Genomic DNA, 23,273 nt, shown 5'->3' on the forward strand with positions numbered 1-23,273 from the left:
TATTTCCCCCCAAGTAAAAACTAGTCGATCGGAATCGTAACTTCAATTTGAAAACCGTGCGGTTCACGGATAAAATAAGAAAGTGTGCCTCGCAAGGATTGTACTCTTTCCGTCATGCCCGTCAATCCAAAACCTGGTGTAAACGAACTCTCCTTTGTAATCTTTCCGTTATCCTGAATGATCAGCTTGATCGCATCCTGCTCTTTGAAAACTGATACACAAAACCATGTTGCATCGGAGTGACGCAAGGTATTTGTAACCGCTTCCTGTAAAATACGGTAAAAAGTGATGGCGATTTCCTGGGTCAGCGGGATTTCTGCGTCATCTGCGACCATCTCCACCTGCAGTCCGGTATGTTTTTCCACCTGGGACAGGAGGGCACGCAACGGGGTAATGCCCAGCGAATCTTTGTCAATCACCAGTGTGTGAACAGAGGAGCGGATCTCTTCCAGACTTTGCTTGGCGACGGTGAGCATGTTTTGTACCGCTTCTTTTGCTTGCGGCGGGCCGTCTTGCAGCATGTACTTCAACGCGTGCAGCTGGACGATCAGCGAAGTCAGGCTGTGTCCGAGCGCGTCATGGATGTCGCGGGCAATGCGCGTCCGCTCCTCCAGAACCGCCACTTGCATCGTGTGGACAGCGGCATCCTGGAGCTGATGATGCGCTTCCTGCAGTTCCGCGTGGGCATGCTGCAGCTCATGCAGGTGTTGCTGATTCGTCTCATAGGCAATCTCTTGCAGCCGGTAACCTCTTGCCCCGATAAAACAGCCGATGTACGTCAAGACAAACGGGACCAGATGGGTAATCATAATGTTCCGGTCAAACAGCAGGTGCAGGGTGGAGAGCAACCCGAATACCGCGGCGTAAATGATCGAGTGTCTGCCGATGATGTAATACCCGATAAAGACAGCAAGCGGAAACATCAGCCCATACGATTCGCCGCCGGACAACATGCCTTTGAGCAGCGAGACGGTTCCCAGCAAAATCGCCGCGATGCCGAAAGAAACAGGCTTCCAGTTCTTTTTAGGTACCCAGTACAAAAAAATGTAACCGAAGAACAGTAGTATCGTAATAGAGAATTGGAGCGGCGTCTCCCTCAGGAATGCATTGGGTATCAAAGATAGGAGGACGAGGACGGAAAACAAGATAATCAATAATCGTTTTTGTATGGCGTGTTTCATCCCTTTTAACAAAACGAAAGCCTTCTTTCCGTACATAAGATTTGCGCTTAGATTCATTCTAGCATGCAGTGTCGTCTATCTCTAGATAGAGGTGCGGCATAAAAAATCAGTCCTGGGATGGATTTCACCGTGTACAAAGACCTATAGAATGGATAAGGTATTATTTGCTTTTTGCGGTCAAAGGGTTTTCCGCATGGCTGCGAGTAAAGAAAAGGAAGTTGAGGAGCAAGAAGAGACGTTCTGCGCTGCTTCTTTGTTTTACGCGTGCCATTTTTTGTAACAAGCTTGCAACAAGTTGGGAAGAGGTGAGTGGATGTGAATGTCTCTGAACTATCGGTAAGGCGCCCCGTCTTGATGATCATGCTGACGGTGGCTATGTTGATTTTTGGTTTCGTTTCGCTTCCACGCTTGGCAATCGACCTGATGCCGGAACTGAATTTTCCGGTAGCGGTCGTGGTGACCTCCGTCAATGGAGCATCTCCAAGCGAGGTTGAAGAACTCGTAACCAAACCGATTGAGAATGCGCTGGGTACGGTCGCCAATCTGGACAGTATCCAGTCGGTTTCCATGGAGGGAGCATCGCAGGTAATCCTGATGTTCAACTGGGGAACCGACTTAGATATGGCGGCTCTCGATATGCGGGAAAAGGTGGACCAGGTGCGGGGAGCATTGCCTGACAATGCGAATGCACCGCGCGTCCTGCAAATTGACCCGAACAGTATGCCAGTGGTTACCTTCGCCATCACAGGTGACCAGGATGTAAACCAGATGCGCGACATCGCCGAAGATTTGATCCAGCCGAGACTGGAGCGTATTGACGGTGTTGCTTCGGCGTCGATCAGCGGCGGTCAGAGCAGAGTGATTGACGTAATCGTAGACCCGGCAAAACTGTCGGCGTACGGACTGTCTCTCGACCAGATTTCGCAAGCGCTCAACGCCAGCAACATTTCCGGCCAAGGCGGTTCTGTGCGCGAAGGCGACGAAAAATTGAGCATTCGTGTACAAGGCGAATTTGTGAGCGTCGAAGAAATATCCCAGACCCCGATCAATGTAGGCGGCGGCTCGATTCGCCTGGGCGATATTGCCGAAGTGAACGATACGCGGGTCAAACAGACGCAGTTCAGCTACGTAAATGGCGCGCCTAGCTTGGGTATTTCGATCACGAAGGCGTCTGGCGGCAACACGGTGGAAGTGGCTGAGCAAGTCATCAAAGAAATGGAAAAAATCAAGCCTGACTTGCCAGAAGGAATGGAAGTCATCCTGACGATGGACTCTTCGGAATACATCAAAGACTCGATCTTTACGACCGCAGAGCATGCCTTGCTCGGTGGCGGTATCGGGATGATCCTGCTGTTCTTCTTCCTGGGCAGCGTTCAATCCATGTTCGTTGCGATGATCGTGCTTCCGGTATCGATTGTCGCTACCTTCCTGCTGATGTACATGACGGGCCAGACGATCAACCTGATTTCCTTGTCAGGTCTTACACTCGGGTTAGGTTCATTGGTTGACTTCGCCGTCGTTATGCTGGAAAATATTTTCCGGAAGCGCGAAGAAGGCAAAAACATGATGGCAGCGGCACTGGAGGGTTCCAAAGAAGTCGGTACGGCCGTTATTGCATCGGCGTTGGCGCAAATTTGCGTGTTCCTCCCGATTGCCTTGACGGAAGGGATCGCGGCCGAGCTGTTCGGACCGCTGGCACTGACCGTCGTGTACTCGCATATTGCGGCGTTGGTGTTCTCACTCCTGCTGGTGCCAATGCTCAGTTCGCGTATTTTGAAAAAGGTTCCGGATCACGGTGAACGCAAGAACTACCGCGGGATCAATCCTGTCGTTTGGTTCAACATCGGCTACCACAAGCTGGAAAAGGCGTACCATCGCTTGCTGAAATGGTCGCTCGGCCGTCGGAAGACTGTCATTGTCGGTTCCGTGGTGCTGATGTTTGGTTCCCTTTTCTTGACGCCGATGATCGGTGCCGAGTTTATCCCGGCGATGGATGAGGGGCAGGTCAGTGTCTCTATTAAGATGCCGAACGGTACGGTGTTGGAAGAGACACACGACGTGGCCTTGAAAGTAGAAGAAATCGTCAATACAGTACCGGAAAAAGACATTGTCGCGACATCAGTCGGCGGCGGCGGTTCGCCATTGGCGAGCAACTTGTCATCACACATGGCGACAGTGACGCTGACGCTGGTCGATATAAAAGAGCGCAAGCGATCTTCCGAAGAAGTGGCGATGGATTTGCGCGAGAAGTTGCAAGGCATTCCGGGTGCAGAAATTACTGTGAGTGCTTCCCAGGGCATGTCCACTGGGGCAGCTGTCCAGGTAAACCTCAAAGGGGATGACCTCGATGTGCTGCGCGACATCAGCGGCATTATCAAAGGCGAGATCGAAAGCGTCCCCGGTACGGCAAACGTAGAGACGAGTCTGGAATCGTCCCTGCAGGAATTCGCCGTCAATGTGGACATGGAAAAAGCAAGCATGTACGGATTGACAACCGCACAGATCTTGTCCAGTGTCCGGACGTCCTTCCAAGGTCAGACTGTTACGAAGTTTAGAACCGGTGATGACCAGATCGACGTAATGCTGAAATATCCTGAAGAGTACCAAGAAGACGTCAACTTCTTGAGCAATTTGCGGATTGCGGCACCGGGCGGAGCACAAGTAGCGCTCTCGTCGGTGGCGACAATCACGAAAATCGAAACGCCGCTGGCGATCAATCGTACCGACCTGACTCGTCAGGTAAGCATTACGACTGATATTGCAGGGCGTGACCTGAACTCTGTCGTTCGCGAGGTTCAGGCGAAACTGGCTAATTTGAACCTGCCGGATGGATACTCGATTGATTACGGCGGCCAAAGTGAGGACATGGCTGAATCGTTTGCGAGTCTGGGTCTTGCGGTCATCCTGTCCGTCGTCCTGGTGTACATGGTTATGGCGGCACAGTTTGAATCGCTGTACAGCCCGTTCATCATCATGTTCTCTGTTCCACCGACCATTACCGGTGTCTTGCTCGGTCTTCTGGTGACCGGTACCCCGATCAGCGTATCGGTGTTTATCGGATACATCTTGCTGATTGGTCTCGTCGTAAACAACGCGATCGTCTTGATCGACCTGGTCAACCAATTGCGTGCAAAAGGTATGGAGCTGAATGAAGCGATCCTGAAAGCAGGTCCGGTTCGTTTGCGCCCGATTTTGATGACGACCCTGACGACCATTCTGGCAATTGGACCTCTTGCATTCGCGAGCGGTTCCGGTACAGAGACACAAGCGCCGATGGCGATTACCGTAATCTTCGGTCTGAGCTTCTCTACCTTGATTACCCTGGTTCTGGTTCCGGTCGTGACATCCTGGTTCGATCACCTGGGTACGAAATTCCGCAACAAACGCGAGAAGAAAAGACTGAAAAAGCAAATGAAAAAAGAAATGAAGCAGCAAAAGAAGCAGAACAGCGTTCCAGCAATAGAATCCTGATGCTTGGAAGGATAAGGAGGGACATTATGAGTAGAAGGCAAAAACCTGCCATACTGGCGTTGTTGGCGATCACACTGGTGGCAGCTGGCTGCTCCGCTCCGGAAGCAGCCCCCACCCCAACAGAACAGACGGAATCAGTCACTCCGGTACAGGTAGAGACAGTAACCAGCGGTGTCGTATCGTTGGATGCCGGTCTCACAGCAAAGCTGGCACCTAGCGAAGAGGTGCAGGTAGCGCCTAAGGTTGGCGGGAAGATCACATCTCTTCCCGTCAAGCTGGGGGATTATGTGAAGCAGGGACAAGTGCTGTTTAAAATCGACGAGCAGGATCTGCAGAACAGTGTGAAGTCGGCGGAAGCAGCGTTGGCTGTGGCTCAGGCCAACCTCAAGCAAGCCGGCAGCAGCTCGGATCAAGGACTCGTGCAGGCGCAAAACGGATTGAAGCAAGCCGAGCAAGCCTTGTCAGACGCACAAATCAACTACCAGCGCATGCAGCAGTTGTTTGCGCAAGGAGCGATTTCCGCGCAGCAGCTTGAGCAAGCCAATACGCAGCTTACGAATGCGCAAACTTCGTACAACACTGCCCAGCAATCGCTGGCAGCAGCGCAACAAAAAACAAGCATCGACATTTCCCAGGCTTCTGTCAATCAGGCTTCAGTTAGTCTGCAGATGGCGCGTGAGCAATTGGCCAACGCCACTGTGACAGCACCGATTGACGGCTATGTCTCCAGCGTCATGGGAGCCGTCGGACAAATGGCTGGCCAGTCTCCGGTCGTCGTGATCGTCAAAACCAATCCGTTGATTGTCAAAGCGAATTTGTCGGAAGCAGATGTGAACAACGTAAAAGTCGGCACACCGGTGAAAGTACATGTGCAATCGACGGGACAAGAGCTGGACGCACAAGTAACGGCGGTCAGCCCGGTAATGGATTCCCAGTTGAAGGCGTACCCGGTGGAAATCTCGATTCCTAACCCGAACAACGAACTGAAATCTGACATGGTCGTTACGGTTACTTTCCCGTCGGGCGGCGGTGAAAGCGGCAGCTCGCTGGTCGTCTCCCGTCAGGCAGTATTTGAACGGGGCGGCACACAGTACGTATTCAAACTGGAAGGCGACGTTGTAAAACAAGTGGAAGTCACCACTGGCGTCGGGTCCAGCAAACAGATCGAGATCACATCCGGCCTGAGCGAAGGCGATCGAATCGTCGTCAAAGGACAGACCTTGCTGCAGGACGGAGCAAAGGTAAGCATCCAGGAATAAGGCATCGTCGCAAGTACGAAAAAAGGCGCGGGAATATTCCCCGCCTTTTTTCTGTTGGACGAATGGTGTTTGGCAGAATAATGTAACATGCAGGAAAAAAAGAGAGGTGGGAGAAATGTCAGTTTTGCAGATACAGACGGAACGGTTGAAAACGATGTTTTTCCAGTCCTGGTCCATACAGTCAAGCTCCTTGTGGACGCCGGAAAACCCGGCAAAAGGGCAATGTGGTGTTACTTCTTTGGTCGTCCACGATCTGCTCGGCGGGGAAATTCGAAAGACCATGCTCAAAGAAGGGTGGCATTTTTACAATCTGATCGATGGGCAACGGTTCGATTTTACGGAATCGCAGTTTGCAGCTCCGATCACGTACATGGATCTTCCAGCGACACGCGAGGAAGCATTTGCCGATACGAATGCTCAGCAGTACACATTCTTGAAAAAGCGAATTCTCGATCAGTGGTGTGACGCAAACCATTAATTTACATAATAAATCTTATGGAAACATAAATGTCACGGAATTAAGGCAAAGTGCTGCGGACACTTTTGAGGAATGGAAAACTTCGCTACAATAGATAAAACGAAGAGCTTGTATGCGTTTTCGATGGAGGTACATATGAGTGGTGAACTCTCGATCTTGCTCGCTTTTGCCGCAGGGCTGCTGTCTTTTGTGTCGCCGTGCTGCCTGCCGCTCTACCCGTCGTTCCTGTCGTATGTGACGGGAATTACGGTAGATGAGGTCAAAAAGGGAAGAGCTGTCTTTCAGAAACAAGCAATGCTGCACACCTTGTTCTTTATTCTCGGTTTTTCCATCATTTTCATTGCGCTCGGGCTTTCTACCTCCTGGATTGGCAGCCTGTTTGCCGACCAGCAGGACCTGATTCGCCAGCTTGGAGGCATTTTGCTCGTCGTGATCGGTCTGGTCATGCTGCAGGTGTTCAAGATGGATTGGATGATGCGTACCTGGAAGATTGATTTAAAATCGCGGCCTTTGGGGTATACTGGGTCCATACTGGTCGGAATCACGTATGCAGCCGGATGGACGCCTTGTGTCGGACCGATCCTCTCAGGCATTATCGTCATGGGAGTCTCGCAGCCGTCACTCGCCCTGACGTATACGATTGCGTATACACTGGGTTTTGCCATTCCTTTTTTCATCATGGCTTTCTTCATCAGCAAGGTGAAAGCGATCGTCAAATATTCCGATCGTCTGATGAAGGTGGGCGGCGCGCTGATGATCGTGTTTGGCGTATTGCTGTATACGGATAAAATGACGGACATTACCCGTGTGCTGATTCAGCTCTACGGGGGCTTTACCGGATTCTGACCGAGAAAGCCGGGGGATACGATGAGAAAACTACTATTGGCCATGCTGGTTGCAGTAGGGATCGGCTATTTTGTGGTGGGACAGCCGGTAGGCACATACCCGGTGCTAGCCAGCGAACAAAAACCGGAAGCAGGGTTTCAAGCACCGCATTTTGTTTTGACGGGTCTGGATCAGCAGCCTTACAAAGTAGAGGGAAAACGGGAAAAACCGCTCATCCTCAACTTCTGGGCTTCGTGGTGCGGTCCTTGCCGGATCGAAGCGCCTGATCTGCAACATATGTACGAGAAGTACGGCAAACAGGTGGACATCTACGGGATCAATGCCACAGCCAATGACGACCCGGAGTCCGCGATGGCGTTTGTCAAAGAATACAAGCTGACCTTTCCGATTCCGATGGATGTAGCGGGCAAAGTGACAGAACAATACAAGCTCATGGCTTTCCCGACGACATTTATTGTGGACAAGGAAGGTGTCATCCGTAAAAAGATCATCGGTACGCTCGATGCAGCAACGCTGGAAAATGAGATTCGCGAGCTGCTAAACTAGCTGTAATGGCGCTGGACTGCTTCCCCGCCCAAATTCGGGGCTGGAGTCCTTTTTTGTATGTTTGACTAAAGAACAAGGTTGTTCCCCTTCATAGACTGGAGTGAATCCAGGGAAGGGAGGGGAGCATATGGCCAAATCAAAAATAAAAAAGAAGCACGCGCGGCAGCATCCCAACCAGACGCAGATGAAAATCGTCACGTCGCAGACCTGCATGGCGTGCCAACAGCAATGCGCCCGCGGACTGGCGTACCTGGAGAAAATGGCCGAGCCCGGCGCGATCGGTTTTGGCGTTCCCTGCATCCTGACCAAGCGTCAAGCCCAGACACGTTCATAGAAGAAAGCAATCATCCCTTCCAGCCAAGGGATTCTTTTTTTCTCTACTGTGGAGTGCAGCCGTTGCCCGGTTTGCTCTGGAAAGAGGAAAAAGACTGTATTATACTTAAGAAACTGATGGCAGCGAAAGGAAGTGGTCCTGTGCGTCCGTTGCAAATTTCTGCGGAGACAGCAGTCAAGCTGGCGGAGGCGCTCAATGTTCCGTTGGAGAGGCTGATGCATATGCCGCAGCATATTTTGCTGCAAAAAATGATGGAGCTGTCCAAACAAGAGGAGCAGGAGAACAGCAGCCCTGACAAGAAACAAGACTAGCAAGACGCGGATACGTGTATGGATACTGGATACATAAAAGGAGGAGAAGCAGATGGCAGTCAATGTTGCCCACAAGTTTGGAAAAGGCGTAAAACCGGAAGCGTTCGTGACGGGAATGAACAAAAACCAGGAGGCATTTCAAGACTGGTCGCAGGCATTTTCCTGGCCGAGCGAAGAGGATCGCGAATTTTTCGCTTCGCTTCGTTTTCGCGACGACCTGCGCTGCCTGATTTTGGCGGCTGAGTGGTGCGGTGACGTCGTACGCAATGTCCCCGTTATCTTGCAGCTATTGAAAGAGACGGAAATGCCGACTGAGATTTTCATTATGGAGGAACACCTCGACCTGATGGACGAGTTTCTGACAATGGGTGGTCGGGCAATTCCTGTCGTTATTTTCGCCGATACAGGCGGTCATGTACTGGGTACGTGGGGTCCTCGTCCAAAGCATGTCCAGGAGATCATGGTTGCGTTCAAGCAGCAAAACCCGGACCGCAACGCTCCCGACTACGAGGCAAACATCAAGGTAGCGCGCGAGCAAATGCTGCAGCAGTATGGCGAAGGTCCCGGCTACCAGGCTGTGATCGTGAAGGAAGTGCGGGAGCTGCTCTCGTCGTTTTAATTGTCACAGATGGAACAGGCGGGTGTGACAGACCCGCCTGTTGGCATGGAAAGGCTGAGTGGAATGCATTATTACGGAAACGAAACGATCATGTCGCTGGAACAGGTACTGCGGTTAAAGCCGTCGGAAGTACGTATTCTGGAATGGGTGCGAACGTACGAATTCCTCGAGAACAGCTACGGACTGGACGAACCGGTGCCGTACTTTCTGGAGATTCGCTGTGAGCAGGAAGGCGTACGCATCCGTAAAAACCGGATTATTGATTTTCCCGACTACGAATGTGAGGCCGAACAAGTTTTTGCGAACGTGGAAGAAGCGTTGGACGTCTTTCATCGCTGGGCGGATGAAATTCTGCAAAAAATACAGCAATAAACTATTGACTCTATTAGTCGTTCATGGTAGATTGATTATTGCCAGTCATGTTCACGAATGTGAATGGGGCTACTTTCTTCTCTTGGACGACAAGCAGTGTGCAGATCGCGAGGATGACCGTGCTAGCGTAGCACAGGGGTAGTGCAGCTGATTCGTAATCAGCAGGTCGGGGGTTCGAATCCCTTCGCTAGCACCATTTTCTCTTGAAATCCAAGATGGAAAAGGCGACAGTATATTGTACACTTTTCCATGCCGGTGTGGCGGAATGGCAGACGCGCGCGACTCAAAATCGTGAGGGAAACCGTGGGGGTTCAAGTCCCTTCACCGGCACCATCTAAGAAATGAAGCTCTTAGGATGAGGATGTTCCCATCTTAAGAGTTTTTTATTGCAAGCAAACGGTGTTGTGGCCACATCGATTACCCTTGTGAAAGCAACAATGCCGTTCCGTTTTGTGTCTGATCGGATTTCCAACCGATTGGAAATCTGACTTTATAGGAAACTGCACAGCAGGATCGAGGTTAACATAAACACTGATGAATTTAATGAAAGACGCGAGAGCTTACAAAGCCCTCACGTCTTTTTTTATATGAAATAGTGATTGCTTTCAGATTCCGATTGGTGTCGTCCACATTTTTAGAGCAAATGTCCGCCAGACACTTCAATGTCCTCGGCTGTAACCCAGCCGAAATCATCAGACAATAGGTTTACAATGACCTTCGCAAGATCTTCGGGTTGACCGATTCTGCCGAATGCTGATTGTTCTGCCAGAGGCTGGATGAGTTCAGGATGTTTATCGAATGCTCCATCGCCAAAATTGCTGTGCGTAGGACCGGGAGAAACGGCGTTGACCCGAATTTTGCGCGGTGCAAGTTCTTTGGCGATGTATCGAGTCCAGGATGAGAATGCTGCTTTTAACGAGCCGTAAGCGGAGTACCCCGGAAATGACTGGTTCTTGGCTGTGCTCGTGGTATTTACGATGGCTCCGGCATCATCCATGAATCGGACGAGGTGCTGGGTTAAAAAAACAGGTCCTTTGAAGTTTGTATGAAGAATCTTGTCGAAGTACTCTTCGCTCATATCAGCAAACAACATTGGCCCACCAACACCGCCGTTATTGACCAAGTAATCAAAAATCGTCCTGTTCCAAATTTCTTGGAGACTCTGTTTAACTTCCAGAACGAAATGTTCGAATGTCGATATTTGAGACAGATCCAGCTTTAGTGCTACAGCCCGAACTCCTTCATTCGTCTCAATTTCCTCAACGACAGCTTCCGCCCTGTCTTTGTGGGAATTGTATGTGAGAATCACACCAATTCCGCGCTTGCCAAGCTCAAGTGCGGTCGCTTTTCCAATGCCGTTGCTTCCGCCGGTTACGATTGCAATTTTCATAAGATCCTCCTTTTTTGTGTTCGATCTGGCTTTCATTGTAGTCGTTTCTGCTGAAGCGATCGAGATTCAATCCTGCCTTTTTATTGCCTAAAAACACCTTCGTTTTATTTGAAGCACCCATATTGTCTTATGGTTCTCCCGTCAAATAGCCTAAAAATGCCGTGAATTTCGGGGGTGTGTTGAGGAACAGAAAGTCAACGTGATAGAATAGGGGTATGAATAAAGTTTTGGATGAAATTATCGATCTGATGAAAAGAGCAGGCACTCGACCAATGGAAACCGGAGTACCGGGACTGAGCATGATTAAGGGAGACATTCCCGCACATCAACTCGCAGCGCTCTACAAGCCGATGATTGGTTTTACAGTTCAAGGAACAAAAATCCTTTCAATTGGGGAGCGCAGGACTGCCTTGGCAGGTCCTTCATATCATGTGTTACCGGTGCATGTTCCGGCAACGGGGAGTGTACATCAAGGCCGTGATGGCCGTCCTTACATGGCTCTCGGTCTTGAGTTGAATCAGAATGTTCTTCAGAGCTTATTAAGAGATCTGCCTGAAGATCTAATACCGACTGCTTCAGAACATTTCGCGGCTTGTGAAATAGACATTGAATTGATGGAGGCATGGCTGCGCTTATTGCGATTATCGAGGACACCAAGAGATATTCCGGCTCTTGCGCCTGCTTATGAACGAGAAATCCTTTATCGCGTTCTGATGGGACCACAAGGATGGTATTTGAGGCAGCTTGGCTTGCGAGAAAGCAATTTCTCCAAGATTTCTCAGACTGTTACATGGCTTCGCGATAATTATACGAAGCCAATAGACATCGGTGAGATGGCATCAAAATCCGGAATGGCGATCAATACCTTTCACCGTCATTTTAAACAGGCGACGGGTTTAAGCCCGATTCAATTTCAAAAGCAATTACGGCTTCTGGAGGCTAGAAACCTCATTGCATTTGAGGGCTATACAGTAGCCAGTGCCGCATATCAGGTTGGTTATCAGAGTCCTTCACAGTTTAATCGAGAGTACTCCCGCTTCTTCGGTACATCGCCGGCTCGGGATACTGAGAAACGAAGACGAATCGAAAGCGCGAGGGATTAGCGGCGCTTCCATCCAGGTCGGGAAATCAGACGAAGCGAATAACAATTCCATGCGATTTGCCATGAAAGATTACCTGGCCGCCGTTCGTTCGATTGTACTTGAAGATAGGGACCTCGCCTTTCGATCTGCCCGGTGTTCGGATTTTTAAAAATGCTCAAGCTGATCAGCAATCGCTGGAGAGATGCGTAAGAACCCTCGCTCATGGACGAGGGTTCCTTTTTTAGTTATGTGCAAGATAATGTGTTCGCGGCCAATCAGGGTAATCAGTTCTTTGTTCGTGGAGCCTGTGATCGTGCCAATCACGCAAGTCACGACACCTTGATTCTCCAATCGATCAAGTCGATGCTCTATGGACGAAAGCTGGTTCAACGACTGTTGCACATTTTTTCTTTACCTGTATCTGGTCAACCAATGAACTGCCTGATCCAAAACGGATCGGGCTTTTCTTTTTGAGGCGAAAAGATACGTTTTTATTGCACAACACTTGAAGTGTGTATATAATGTGTATATAGTATATATACAATATACAATCCATGCGGATCGCTCTTCGATATTCAAAAAAACCCAAACTTGTACCGATCTTGATTCAGGCAGTATGGGAGAGTAAATCCATTCTGTTCTCGAAAAAATAAAAAAGAGGGATGGGCATGCAGATCATTATTTCCAACAGTTCCAAGGAGCCGATCTATGAACAAATCACGAATCAGATCAAAGCTTCTATTTTGGCGGGTGACTTGCTGGAGGGGACGGCACTGCCTTCCATCCGTCAGCTCGCGAAAGACTTGCAGATCAGTGTCATAACGACGAAACGAGCCTATGAGGAATTGGAGAAAGCGGGCTTTATTTATTCGATTGTCGGGAAAGGTTCTTTTGTCGCAGAGCAAAATTTGGAGGTCATTAGAGAGAAGAAGCTGAAGGTCATCGAGGAGCAGTTGAGCGCGGTCATCACCAATAGCAGAGAGATTGGACTGACGCTTGATGATCTGCAGCAGTTGATGAAGATTTTGTATGAGGAGTGAGAGAATGGAAAACGTGGTTGAATTCAAAAATGTCGAAAAAACATTCAAAGATTTTTCTGTGAAACATATCGATTTGCAAGTAAAGCAAGGCTTTGTTACGGGATTCATTGGGGGCAATGGAGCAGGCAAATCAACAACGATCAAAATAATGATGAATCTACTAAGGCCGGATGCCGGTGAGGTCAAGGTTTTCGGGCTGGACTACAAGACGCATGAGAAGGAGATCAAGGAGCGCATCGGGTTTGTATACGACGGCAATGTATTTTTTGAAGGCTTGAACCTGAAAGACATCAAGCGCATTGTGGGACCAGCGTACAAGCGTTGGGACGATGCATTGTTTTATCAATATGTGGAACAATTTGATTTGCCGCTGAATAAAGCGATCAAAACATTTTCAAAGGGGATGCAGATGAAGGCGTCGCTGGCGATCGCCCTGTCTCATCACGCGGAGTTGATTATCATGGATGAGCCGACAGCAGGTCTGGACCCCATCTTCAGACGGGAGCTGCTGGATCTATTGCAGGAATTAATGCTGGACGGCAGCCGCACGATTTTCTTCTCAACGCATATTACGACCGATTTGGATCGGATCGCGGATTATATCGCATTTATCAGGAATGGGAAACTCGTATTTAATCAATCCATTCACGAGGTAGCTGAGAACTATGCGCTCGTAAAAGGAACAACGGATCTTTTGGATCGGGACACCGAGCAAGCATTCCTGCATATTCGCCGATCATCAGCCGGTTTTGAAGCGTTAACGGACAATCGGTCAAACGTGAAGAATCTGTTCGGCAATCATGTGGTGATCGAGCGAGCTTCATTGGAAGATATCATGTACCATTTAAAGGGGGATACGCGGCATGCTTAATCTGATGAGACGGGACATCATCCTGCAGAAGAAACAGTTGATGATCTTTATACCGTATATCCTGTTCTTTATTCTGATGGACAGTCCGGCTATTTTGACTTTTCTGGTGGCAAGTATTTTCATTCCGTTCAACGCTTATGCTTACGACGAAAAGGCGGCGACCAATATCTTGCTGAACTCTTTGCCGTATACACGAACGGAAATTATCGCTTCTCGATATTTGGGGGCTATTTTGTATATGGTGGTTGCGATCGGCGTAACCTGTCTGGCTTTATTTGTATTCGGGAAAATGTTTACCTGGGCGGATGTGGCGATAGCGGTCGGATTGTTCCTGGTATTTGCCTCGTTGACGTTCCCGCTGTTCCAAATCCTGAAACCGGGCTACATTTCAACGGTGATACTGATGAGCTTTATTCTCGTTGCGATCATTCTTCAACGGATGTTCGGTTACTTGAGCGAATATGTTACGGCCATTTCGGAGTTTATGGATCGATTTTCTGTTCCGACTTTATATACAGGAGCTGCGGTTGTGGTACTGGCAGTCTATGCGGTATCCTGGTGTGTTACCACCGTCATCTACCAGCGCAAAGCGTTCTGAGAACAGGAAGCACCGCCGATTTTCGAGCGCACATGAATACCGACTTTTTGGTGTCGTCTGCGTTACATGTGCGAACACGATCCGAGAACAATGCCGGTCAGCAGCCGGTGATCCTGCGATGCAAAATGGTGCTATCGCTATCTTTGCGAGGTGCTCGATATTGTTTCGTGAATGAGCCGTTGTGCGATTTCTTTCTGTTGTAAATGGAAAGACAATGCACAATTGACGGCAGGAGGGATTCGCGTGGAGGATTTTGCAGAATACGTAGCAAGTATCGATAACCCGGGGCACCGAACTCGCGTGGAAGATGTTTTTGCCTGGGTGGCGAAGACATTTCCTGATTTGGTGCCAAAGATCGCCTGGAATCAGCCGATGTTTACCGATCACGGAACATTCATTATCGGATTTAGCGTATCCAGGCAGCACTTGGCTGTTTCCCCGGAAGAAGCGGGAATTCAGCATTTTTCTGAGCAGATTGTGCAGGCTGGCTACGAACATACCAAAAATATCGTACGTTTCCCGTGGAATCGTCCGGTGGACTATTCATTGCTTGAGAAAATGATTGCGTACAATATTGCGGAGAAAAAAGACTGCATGACTTTTTGGCGGAAGTAATGGCCATAATGCATACGCATATCGATATTCAATCACGTAAGCCCCGCACCTTGGGGCTGTTCTTTTGTCCCGCTGCCAAGGCGGGATTTTTTGCATCCAGGACAAGCTCCTCCCTGCAGGATCTATTGTAGAAATCCTCCTTTTTACGCATAATCAAGTGAATTTCTGGAAAAATAACAGCAAATGGTTCACCGGAGGAGGCCTCCTGCGATGATCAAGCAGTTTACCTTTCTACAAATATCGTTCACCTTTTTGATGTCGGTCGGCATGATGAATCACGTTCTTCTCATGCCACAGCTCATTGAGGTCTCTGCCCGGGATTCCTGGATTTCCGTCCTGCTGGCAAGCGCGCTATTTCTTCCGGTTTTTTTGATGATTGGCTATATTGTCAACAAGACGAAGCAAATTCCGATGATGGAATGGTTGTCGAAGCACTATGGGAGATGGGTCGTGATTCCCGTGTCCGTATTCTTGGTGTTGGTGCTCATTTCAATCGTAATCACAGTCGCAAAAGACATGATGGTGTGGACCACTTCCTCCTATTTGCCGGAGACTCCACCGTCTGTCCTGATCAGTTTGTTTTTGGCTTTAGCCCTGTATTCCGCACTAAAAGGGCTAAAATCAGTCATCATTACGTCCGGTATCCTTCTGCCGATTGTCGTCCTGTTCGGTGAATTCGTGATGATCGCGAATTATCCGAACAAGGACTACAGTCTGCTTTTCCCTGTTTTCGAACATGGGCTGGCCCCGGCCTGGGCAGGGATCGTTTATATCGGGGCAGGGCTGCTGGAGTTACTCTTTTTTGTTCTTGTTCAGCATCATGTCGCGAACAATGTGAGGAAACGGTATTTCATCATTTTGGGACTTTTGCTTGCCGGACTGGCTTTGGGCCCTACCATGGGTGCAATCGCTGCGTTTGGTCCGTTTGAGTCATCTTTGCAGCGCAACCCTGCTTTCGAACAGTGGAGACTGGTCAGGATCGGCGGCTATATTGAGCATATGGACTTCCTTTCCATCTTTCAATGGCTGAGCGGCGCTTTTATCCGGATATCCTTTACGTTATACCTGATACGGGAGTTGATCCCGTGGAAGCGAAAAGGCTTGATTCTGACCGTGATCACCGCACTTTGCTGGATAGTCATACTGTATCCGTTAGGTGACGTTGATCTCTTCCGTATCTTGAAACATTACTATTATCCGATCTTGTTTGTCGTGTTGCTGGGCTTGACCATCCTTTTGTTTGCCCTGGCTCTGTACGCCAAACCCGCAAAGGAGGCGAATACATGAATCTGACGCTGGACGCGATCAAGGACTACTTTGCAAACTGCCATGATGTCGTGTTTGATTACCGCAAGTTTACGGATGAAGAAGGAGTCACTTTTATTTATTGCCGGACATTGTGTGAAGAAAAGTTATTGAACGGGTACGTTTTTTCAGATATTACGCAGATTGATGTTCTGCTTCGAGAGAATGTCGAACACAACCAGAAGAATACGACTCCTTTCAAGGTAAACCGGATGATGGAAACCACCTTGAGAGACATCGATGAGCAGGTTTTTTCCGGGCATGTGGTGCTCTGGATGGAGCATGTGGATTCCTGCTATTATCTGTCTGCCGCCCAAAAGCTCGAACGCCAGACAGAGGAAAGCGGGATCGAGGTGTCCATTCGAGGACCGCGGGACGGTCTTGTGGAAAGCATCGAGACGAATATCGGCCTGATCCGTAAACGATTGCCAACAGCGTCATTAGCTTATGAGGCGTATACCATTGGGACGAGAACGAAGACAAAGGTCGGTCTGCTATACGACGCCGACACCATCACTCCGGTTACACTGGTCAGAATTCAGACCAAACTTGCTGCCGTTCAAAATGAGATAGAGGAATTGCTCAGCGCGAATCAGTTGGAGGAAATCATCTCCGATAACCCTTTTTCCATTTTCCCGCTCAGCATTTACACCGGAAGACCAGATTACATTGCTTCCTGTCTGATCAAAGGCCGATTTGCCATACTAATCGACGGGGTACCCGGTGCTATTATTGCTCCCGCAACACTTGCGTTGATGCTGAAAACGGCCGAAGATACTCATTTTAATTACATTTCATCTTCGTTCGGCAGGATTCTTAGAATGTTAAGTTTGGGAATCGGCATGTTTTTGCCTAGCTTTTACGTGGCCCTAACTGGATTTCATCAGGACCAGATTCCGTTTCCTATGTTAGCGACGATTGGACTGGCGCGTTTGGGTATTCCTTTTTCGATTCCGATGGAAGTTCTGATCATGCTCGGCTTGATTGAAATCTTCAGAGAAGCAGGGTTTCGCTTGCCTTCTCCTCTGGGTCAGTCAATCACCGTTGTGGGCGGGCTCATTATCGGGGATGCGGCGATCCGAGCGGGATTAACCTCGCCGACAATGGTTGTCATCGTAGCCATCGCGATCGTCGCCAGTTCTACACTCATCAGTCAGACGTTGTCCGGTACGGTCAGTGTCCTGCGGTTTGGTGCTGTTCTGCTGTCTTCCTTACTGGGGATGTTCGGTTTTATGTTCAGTTTTTTGTTCGTCGTGGTTTATCTTTCGACACTTACCTCGTACGGGGTTCCTTATCTCGCACCGCTTTCCCCCGTGAATGTGAAGGATTTGCTTCAGGCAATTTTTCTGCTTCCGCGAAAATGGGGCGGCCACAAGCCGAGGTATTTGAAGCCAAAGTAGGGGGCTACGAATGAAAACATGGATGAAGCTTGCCAAGTTGCAAATGGCTTTTGTCCTTTTGCTGTTCTTGCCGGGATGCTGGGACTACAAAGAGATTACGTTCACCATGTACGCAACGTCTCTGGGTATCGATTACAAGGATGGAGAATATACGATGTACGTTCAAGTGCTGAACTTCAGCAATATAGGGAGGTCGGAGGGACAGACCCTGGAAAAAAAACCGATTGTTGTCGGGAAAGGAAAAGGAAAGACGCTGACCGAAGCCGCATTTCAGTTGTATCGTTCCGAACAAATACCGGTATTCTGGGGGCATGTTGCGGCTGTTGTGTTCACGAAAGAAGCGCTTCAACAGATTGATTTTCACGAACTGATAGATCTTATTACGCGTTACCGTGAAATTCGCTATAACATCTGGTCGTATGCTACGGACAATTCAATCGAAGAACTGTTCAATCTCAGTCCTTTTTTTGGCTTATCACCATATGAATCGATTCTCATGAGCCCGATGGACACGTACAGGCAATTTTCCGATATTAAGCCAGTCTACTTGTTCCGGTTCTTGGCCAATTACCTGGAGCCAGGAAGAACAGCCGCACTTCCTATCCTTACATACGATAAATCGACATGGATGGAGGGAGGGAAGATGTCGCCCCAATTGAAGGTCCAGGGAGAGTATTATTTTTACGGCGATTCGTTTCTCGGAAAGTTAAATGTTGAGCAAGGAATTGGCAAACGGTATATGGAGAGAGGTATGAACAGGGTTCCCATGACAGTTTACAAGGATAAACGGCCACTTGTGACGATGGTACTTGAGGTAGACGACTACAAAGTCCACCATTTTGTAAAGAAGGGAAAAGTAACATACAATCTCGACCTGAAGGTCAATATGTTTATCGATGAGATGGAGGCGGACCTGAGTGAAGAATTCATCCTCTCGGAAATTACGAAAAAAATGGAGGAGCAGATAAGGAGCACGTTTGAGCGGGGCCTGCAAATCTCGGCTGATATTTACAATCTGAATGATACCGTATATCGCTATGACCACCAGACCTGGAAAACATATATCAAGGGCAAGCCTGTAAAAGAAACGATGCAGTTGGGTGAAATTCGTATCAAGGGAAAACTTTTCCATTCTGGCAAATTAAAAAACCGGATGGATTAAAGAGTTCAAACGCGCTTGTCTGGTTCCCGGCGATGGGATTGCCTCGCCGGGATTGACAGGTGCATATCATGCAGATCACGCTTCGATGAACCTTACGTTCAAGGTCTACAGGCGGCTGGCAGACTGTGTGCCCATGTTTTCAATATGCCGGACGTTGTTTGCGCAGCACAGCCCGGAAGCAGTGCAGTCCTCCCCACATCTGTCGGGCTTTGGAAATTTCAGTCCCGCTATTACCATTACAGGTGGAACTACTTTTAGTTTTCCCTCGGGTGAAGCATTTTCCTTTGTAATGCCGTTTGACGCGACGATTAATGGCATTTATATGAGCGCGACAAATCTTGCCTTTACTCCTCCGTCGGGACAACAGATTTTTCCTTATGTGGCTTTAGCAACTGCCCCGCCAGGAAGTAACACATTCACCCTGCTTCCGGAAACACAAACCTTTGTCGATACGCCATACGTTGGGGGTACAGCCTATCCTGCGAATACCATTTTATCAGGGTCGCTAACGGGAATCGCAGTACCAATTGCAGGAGGTACGAGAGTTGCTATCGTGTGCGGCTTTGAAACTACAGGATCTCCATTGGCAGCTTCCTATCTTTTCTACTACACTGGAGGTATTTCGTTAGGTAGTTGACAAGACATCGCCTGATGAGCCAGCAACGTGAAAAGTCGGCTTGCAATCGTTGCTGGGTCGTGCTTGATCCATGACAGATGCTCTCGTTTTGCTGTCGCATCTGTCATGGATGCTTTTTGCATGAAACCTGTACAAACTCCACTGCAGGCATGTGGCGAAGTCATAGTCGAAGCAGAACGGACAAAGATTTTGCAAAGCGTATGGACACTGGACAATTCTGGGGAGCTGAAATATAATGAAGCTGGTAAGGGCACGTAGGAAGCACTGAAACGGATTCGTGCGAGTGGGATTGTACCCGATATGCGGGTGTAGTTCAATGGTAGAACTCCAGCTTCCCAAGCTGGCGGCGTGGGTTCGATTCCCATCACCCGCTCCATAGGAAACAAGTCGAGAAGCCTTGAGAAATCAAGGTTTTTTTATTTTGTTGGAGGTTGGGGAAGGGGAGCATAATCGGCGTTTGGGGACGAAAATATTTCGCGTTTAGTTTACGCGGATCAAACATGTCCAGCTTTGGGTAATATCTTATGCAACCTTTTTCGTAATGTACGCATGAAGGTCTGCTGTCGTCTGATACTAGCCTAGTCACTTCTGAATAGCTTTTGCAAAAAAACACCTTCCTCGATTCGTAAAGTTGCAGCCGTTTGAGCAAATAATGCGACGAAACTGCTTAAAGCCATATCGACTCACATATTTTCCTCAATACGGGTGTCGGGGTGGTGCAATACACGGTTGCCTATTGATTACCAAAAATGAAGGGGAAAATTACCTTCCCCATTCCAACAACCATCAAAACCTTTGAGAAGTCAGAGTGAATCATATATTCTAAATAGTAATCAAATTCTAGCAACGAAGAGCGACAGAGTGGAGGTTTTTATGAACAAGGATGTGATTTACGAACAATTGAGACAGGCGACTCATCATCACCAGCTTTCTTCGGGCGACGGGAACTATGAAATCTTTACAAGCAGCTATCTCGCTGACGCATTGGGTAAAAAACGGAACTTGGTGAGCCATACGTTAAATTCTTTGGTTCGCGACGGAAAAGTAGTCAAAGTCAATACAAGACCAGTCTATTTCTTTTGCAAAGAAACATTGGAGCAAAAATGGGCTATTTCCCTGTACAAAAGCGAATTCGCAAGCATGGCAGACCTTTTTGCTTGCAAACAGAACATTTCTTCGTCCGAAGCGGACCCTTTTTCCAAAATGATCGGCTATATGAACACGATTAGCCATCAGATCGAGCAGTGCAAGGTGGCAGTTAATTACCCTCCGGCGGGGTTGCCTGTTCTGATTCACGGAGCGACGGGAGTGGGCAAGAGCTTGTTGGCGCAACACATGTACGAGTATGCCGTTATGGAGAAGGTAATTGATAAACATGCCCCTTTTGTGATTGTGAACTGCGCTGAGTTCGCGAACAATCCCGAATTGCTTACCGGAAATCTGTTTGGCTATGTGAAGGGGGCTTTCACGGGTGCGGATGAAAACAAAACAGGTTTCATTGAAGAAGCGGATGGTGGGTACTTGTTTTTGGATGAGATTCACCGCCTTTCTCCCGAAGGACAGGAGAAGCTTTTTTTGTTCATGGACAAAGGCATGTTCAGGCGATTGGGAGAGACTCAGAGATGGCGCAAATCGAATGTTCGATTCGTTTTCGCTACAACGGAAAATCCGCAGGATGTCTTGATCCAGACGTTTTTGCGAAGAATTCCGATCGTGGTGACGATTCCTTGCCTGGAGGAGCGTTCGATCCATGAAAAGATAGAGTTGATCTCTCACTTTTTCACGGAAGAGTCACGTACCATCGATCTGGATCTGGTGGTTGGCAAGCAAGTGATGAACATGCTGATCCATACGAAGTTCGAAGGGAATATCGGGGAGCTGCGCAATATCATCAAGTACACCTGCGCTAATGCCTATTACAAAAATCTGTATAAGGAAGGCGTTCAGGAGCTGCCGATCCGCGTCAGCCACTTGCCCGATGAGTTCATTCAAAAAAGCGAAAGACTGACCGAGAACCTTTTGAACAAGGAAATCCATTTCGATGATGTGAAAATCAGCAGGAATTTACGGAAACAAGGGGATGTGGGACTGAATCGAAGCAAAGTGCTGGAAGAGCTGGTATTGGACGTGATCGGCATCTACGACAACTATCGAAAAGACATCTTGGATCTGGATGAGCTGATTGCCGACGTAAACAAGGTTATCGATCGATCCTTTGATACGATGATAGCGGAGATCAATGCAGACTTTACCCGGTACTCGGTCCGGTTTTCCTATATAAAGAAAGTGACAGACAGCATTATGGAGGTCATCAAGAACAATTTCGGACTCTCTTTTTACTCCAATACTGCGAATGTACTAGCCAATTTCCTCTACTACAGGTCGAGAAACGGCTATACGGGGGGCAGGGAGTTTGCCAAGAAACTATCTGATTTGCTGCAATTGGTGCGCAAGCTGTATCCAAAAGAGCATGAATTGGCCGTGAAATTCATGGAGTTGATCCGATCCAATCTTGGCATCGAACTGTCGGATGAGGACATTATGATCACGACGCTTTATATCAAAGGGACAAACAAGCACTCAGACATCAACCGAATTCGCGCCATCATTATCTCGCATGGGTATTCCACAGCGAGCAGCATCGCGAATGTGGCTAACCGACTGTTAGGACAGTATGTGTTTGAGGCAATCGACATGCCGTATCAGATGACCCTCGAAGAGATTACCAAGCAGCTGATCGATTACATCAAAGATCTCAACACGAGCAAGGGAATTATCATTCTGGTCGATATGGGAGCTTTGGAAGATATTCACATTAATCTCGATGGGATCGTAGAGGGAACCATTGGGATCATCAACAATATCACTACGTACCTTGCATTGGACACCGGAGCCAAAATCCTGCAAGGGCTGGAGGTTGAACAGATTGTAGAAATGGTCACGGTAGACTGCCAGCCCAAGTACAAGATCATCAAGAACCATGCCCCCAAGAAAAAAGCGATTCTTACGACTTGCGTGACAGGAATCGGAACGGCCCAGAAAATCAAGAACTTGCTGGATCAAAGTTTCGATGACTACAGCGCGGAGCTGAAAGTCATCCCGTATGACTTCCTGCAGCTTAAAAATAACGGGAACAGCGACCCCATTTTCAAAGCATATCAAGTGGTTGCGGTGATCGGGACGGCCAATCCCAAGATCGAACACATCCCGTTTGTGGCATTGGAAGATATCATGCTGGAACAAAGCAACGATATTTTCTCGGATATTTTCCGCGGAGTCATCGGGGAAGAGGAGATCATCCGCATCAACCGAAATATCGTGAAGCTGTTTTCGCTGCAAAGTGTGATCAATCATGTCACGATCCTCAATCCGGACAAGCTGATGAACTATATCGAGGTGGTGACCGACCAGATGCAGCTTGAATTGGGGATGGTATTTAGCAACAGCGTCAAAATCAGCTTGTACGTGCATATCTGCTGTCTGGTGGAACGCTTGGTCAAAAACGAACCGATTCACACCTATGAAGATCTCGCCACGTTCGAGAAGTGTCACAATACGTTTATTCAAGTAGTAAGACGAAGTTTTAGTGTCATCGAGAACATGTACAGTGTCACGATACCGGTTGCGGAGATCGGTTTTATCTACGACATTATCACTATGAAAACAGAAGATCTCACTGTTTAGTAGCTATGCCAGGCGGTGTTACACTGCTTGGCATAGCTTTTGCATTTCAATTTTAAAAAAAGAAAGGAAGGT

General features: G+C 48.5%; 21 protein-coding genes and 3 tRNA genes. 22 read left to right on the forward strand and 2 right to left on the reverse strand.

Annotated features, from left to right (window positions below; genetic code table 11):
* Positions 1–20 precede the first annotated feature (20 nt).
* Complete coding sequence (locus ACAF76_RS09730; protein ID WP_421617736.1) at positions 21–1,217, reverse strand: sensor histidine kinase; 1,197 nt, start codon at positions 1,215–1,217, stop codon at positions 21–23.
* Positions 1,218–1,496: 279 nt separating this feature from the next.
* Between ACAF76_RS09730 and ACAF76_RS09735 the strand changes: the two genes are divergently transcribed.
* The 11 genes from ACAF76_RS09735 to ACAF76_RS09785 all read left to right on the forward strand — a co-directional run bounded on the left by ACAF76_RS09735 (position 1,497) and on the right by ACAF76_RS09785 (position 9,750).
* Complete coding sequence (locus ACAF76_RS09735; RefSeq protein ID WP_421617737.1) at positions 1,497–4,652, forward strand: efflux RND transporter permease subunit; 3,156 nt, start codon at positions 1,497–1,499, stop codon at positions 4,650–4,652.
* Between the two features lie 26 nt (positions 4,653–4,678).
* Positions 4,679–5,911 carry an efflux RND transporter periplasmic adaptor subunit gene (locus ACAF76_RS09740; protein ID WP_421617738.1) on the forward strand — a complete coding sequence of 411 codons (1,233 nt, stop codon included), beginning with the start codon at positions 4,679–4,681 and terminating at the stop codon, positions 5,909–5,911.
* Between the two features lie 115 nt (positions 5,912–6,026).
* Entirely contained in the window at positions 6,027–6,389 is a 363-nt protein-coding gene (locus ACAF76_RS09745; RefSeq protein ID WP_421617740.1) for a YunG family protein, read from the forward strand.
* A gap of 135 nt (positions 6,390–6,524) precedes the next feature.
* A complete protein-coding gene (locus tag ACAF76_RS09750) occupies positions 6,525–7,235 on the forward strand; it encodes a cytochrome c biogenesis CcdA family protein (protein WP_421617741.1) in 711 nt (236 codons plus the stop codon).
* Positions 7,236–7,256: 21 nt separating this feature from the next.
* On the forward strand, positions 7,257–7,781 hold the full coding sequence (locus ACAF76_RS09755) for a TlpA family protein disulfide reductase (protein WP_421617742.1): 525 nt from the start codon (positions 7,257–7,259) through the stop codon (positions 7,779–7,781).
* A 127-nt stretch (positions 7,782–7,908) separates the two neighbouring features.
* On the forward strand, positions 7,909–8,115 hold the full coding sequence (locus ACAF76_RS09760) for a hypothetical protein (protein WP_421617743.1): 207 nt from the start codon (positions 7,909–7,911) through the stop codon (positions 8,113–8,115).
* Between the two features lie 140 nt (positions 8,116–8,255).
* The gene (locus tag ACAF76_RS09765) at positions 8,256–8,426 is read left to right on the forward strand and encodes a YycC family protein (RefSeq protein ID WP_421617744.1); all 171 of its coding nucleotides are present in this window, start codon (positions 8,256–8,258) and stop codon (positions 8,424–8,426) included.
* 52 nt (positions 8,427–8,478) lie between these two features.
* Positions 8,479–9,045, forward strand: a complete 567-nt coding sequence (locus ACAF76_RS09770) for a thioredoxin family protein (protein WP_421617745.1) — start codon at positions 8,479–8,481, stop codon at positions 9,043–9,045.
* Between the two features lie 63 nt (positions 9,046–9,108).
* On the forward strand, positions 9,109–9,417 hold the full coding sequence (locus ACAF76_RS09775; protein ID WP_421617905.1) for a hypothetical protein: 309 nt from the start codon (positions 9,109–9,111) through the stop codon (positions 9,415–9,417).
* A 121-nt stretch (positions 9,418–9,538) separates the two neighbouring features.
* Positions 9,539–9,613, forward strand: a tRNA-Thr gene (locus ACAF76_RS09780).
* Positions 9,614–9,668: 55 nt separating this feature from the next.
* Positions 9,669–9,750, forward strand: a tRNA-Leu gene (locus ACAF76_RS09785).
* 301 nt (positions 9,751–10,051) lie between these two features.
* Here the strand turns inward: ACAF76_RS09785 and ACAF76_RS09790 are convergent.
* Positions 10,052–10,807, reverse strand: coding sequence for an SDR family NAD(P)-dependent oxidoreductase (locus tag ACAF76_RS09790; RefSeq protein ID WP_421617746.1), 756 nt, complete (start codon positions 10,805–10,807; stop codon positions 10,052–10,054).
* 227 nt (positions 10,808–11,034) lie between these two features.
* On the opposite strand from ACAF76_RS09790, the gene ACAF76_RS09795 reads away from it, so the two are divergent.
* From ACAF76_RS09795 to ACAF76_RS09845, 11 genes are all read left to right on the forward strand, one after another.
* Positions 11,035–11,910, forward strand: coding sequence for an AraC family transcriptional regulator N-terminal domain-containing protein (locus ACAF76_RS09795; protein ID WP_421617747.1), 876 nt, complete (start codon positions 11,035–11,037; stop codon positions 11,908–11,910).
* 647 nt (positions 11,911–12,557) lie between these two features.
* Positions 12,558–12,929 carry a GntR family transcriptional regulator gene (locus ACAF76_RS09800; RefSeq protein ID WP_421617748.1) on the forward strand — a complete coding sequence of 124 codons (372 nt, stop codon included), beginning with the start codon at positions 12,558–12,560 and terminating at the stop codon, positions 12,927–12,929.
* Positions 12,930–12,933: 4 nt separating this feature from the next.
* On the forward strand, positions 12,934–13,800 hold the full coding sequence (locus tag ACAF76_RS09805; RefSeq protein ID WP_421617749.1) for an ABC transporter ATP-binding protein: 867 nt from the start codon (positions 12,934–12,936) through the stop codon (positions 13,798–13,800).
* Entirely contained in the window at positions 13,793–14,398 is a 606-nt protein-coding gene (locus tag ACAF76_RS09810; RefSeq protein ID WP_421617750.1) for an ABC-2 transporter permease, read from the forward strand. The genes ACAF76_RS09805 and ACAF76_RS09810 overlap by 8 nt, the downstream gene beginning before the upstream one ends.
* Before the next feature lie 243 nt (positions 14,399–14,641).
* Positions 14,642–15,013, forward strand: a complete 372-nt coding sequence (locus ACAF76_RS09815; RefSeq protein WP_421617751.1) for an iron chaperone — start codon at positions 14,642–14,644, stop codon at positions 15,011–15,013.
* Between the two features lie 210 nt (positions 15,014–15,223).
* Positions 15,224–16,300, forward strand: a complete 1,077-nt coding sequence (locus ACAF76_RS09820; RefSeq protein WP_421617752.1) for a GerAB/ArcD/ProY family transporter — start codon at positions 15,224–15,226, stop codon at positions 16,298–16,300.
* A complete protein-coding gene (locus ACAF76_RS09825) occupies positions 16,297–17,718 on the forward strand; it encodes a spore germination protein (RefSeq protein ID WP_421617753.1) in 1,422 nt (473 codons plus the stop codon). Before ACAF76_RS09820 ends, ACAF76_RS09825 begins: the two co-directional genes overlap by 4 nt.
* 10 nt (positions 17,719–17,728) lie before the next feature.
* Positions 17,729–18,880, forward strand: coding sequence for a Ger(x)C family spore germination protein (locus ACAF76_RS09830; protein ID WP_421617754.1), 1,152 nt, complete (start codon positions 17,729–17,731; stop codon positions 18,878–18,880).
* An 85-nt stretch (positions 18,881–18,965) separates the two neighbouring features.
* On the forward strand, positions 18,966–19,517 hold the full coding sequence (locus tag ACAF76_RS09835) for a hypothetical protein (protein WP_421617755.1): 552 nt from the start codon (positions 18,966–18,968) through the stop codon (positions 19,515–19,517).
* A gap of 302 nt (positions 19,518–19,819) precedes the next feature.
* Positions 19,820–19,893 (forward strand) — tRNA-Gly (locus tag ACAF76_RS09840).
* A gap of 497 nt (positions 19,894–20,390) precedes the next feature.
* Positions 20,391–23,201: a sigma 54-interacting transcriptional regulator gene (locus ACAF76_RS09845; protein ID WP_421617756.1), complete on the forward strand. Its 2,811-nt coding sequence runs from the start codon at positions 20,391–20,393 to the stop codon at positions 23,199–23,201.
* Positions 23,202–23,273: the final 72 nt, after the last annotated feature.

This window comes from Brevibacillus sp. TJ4, from assembly GCF_044627595.2.
Lineage (GTDB): Bacteria > Bacillota > Bacilli > Brevibacillales > Brevibacillaceae > Brevibacillus.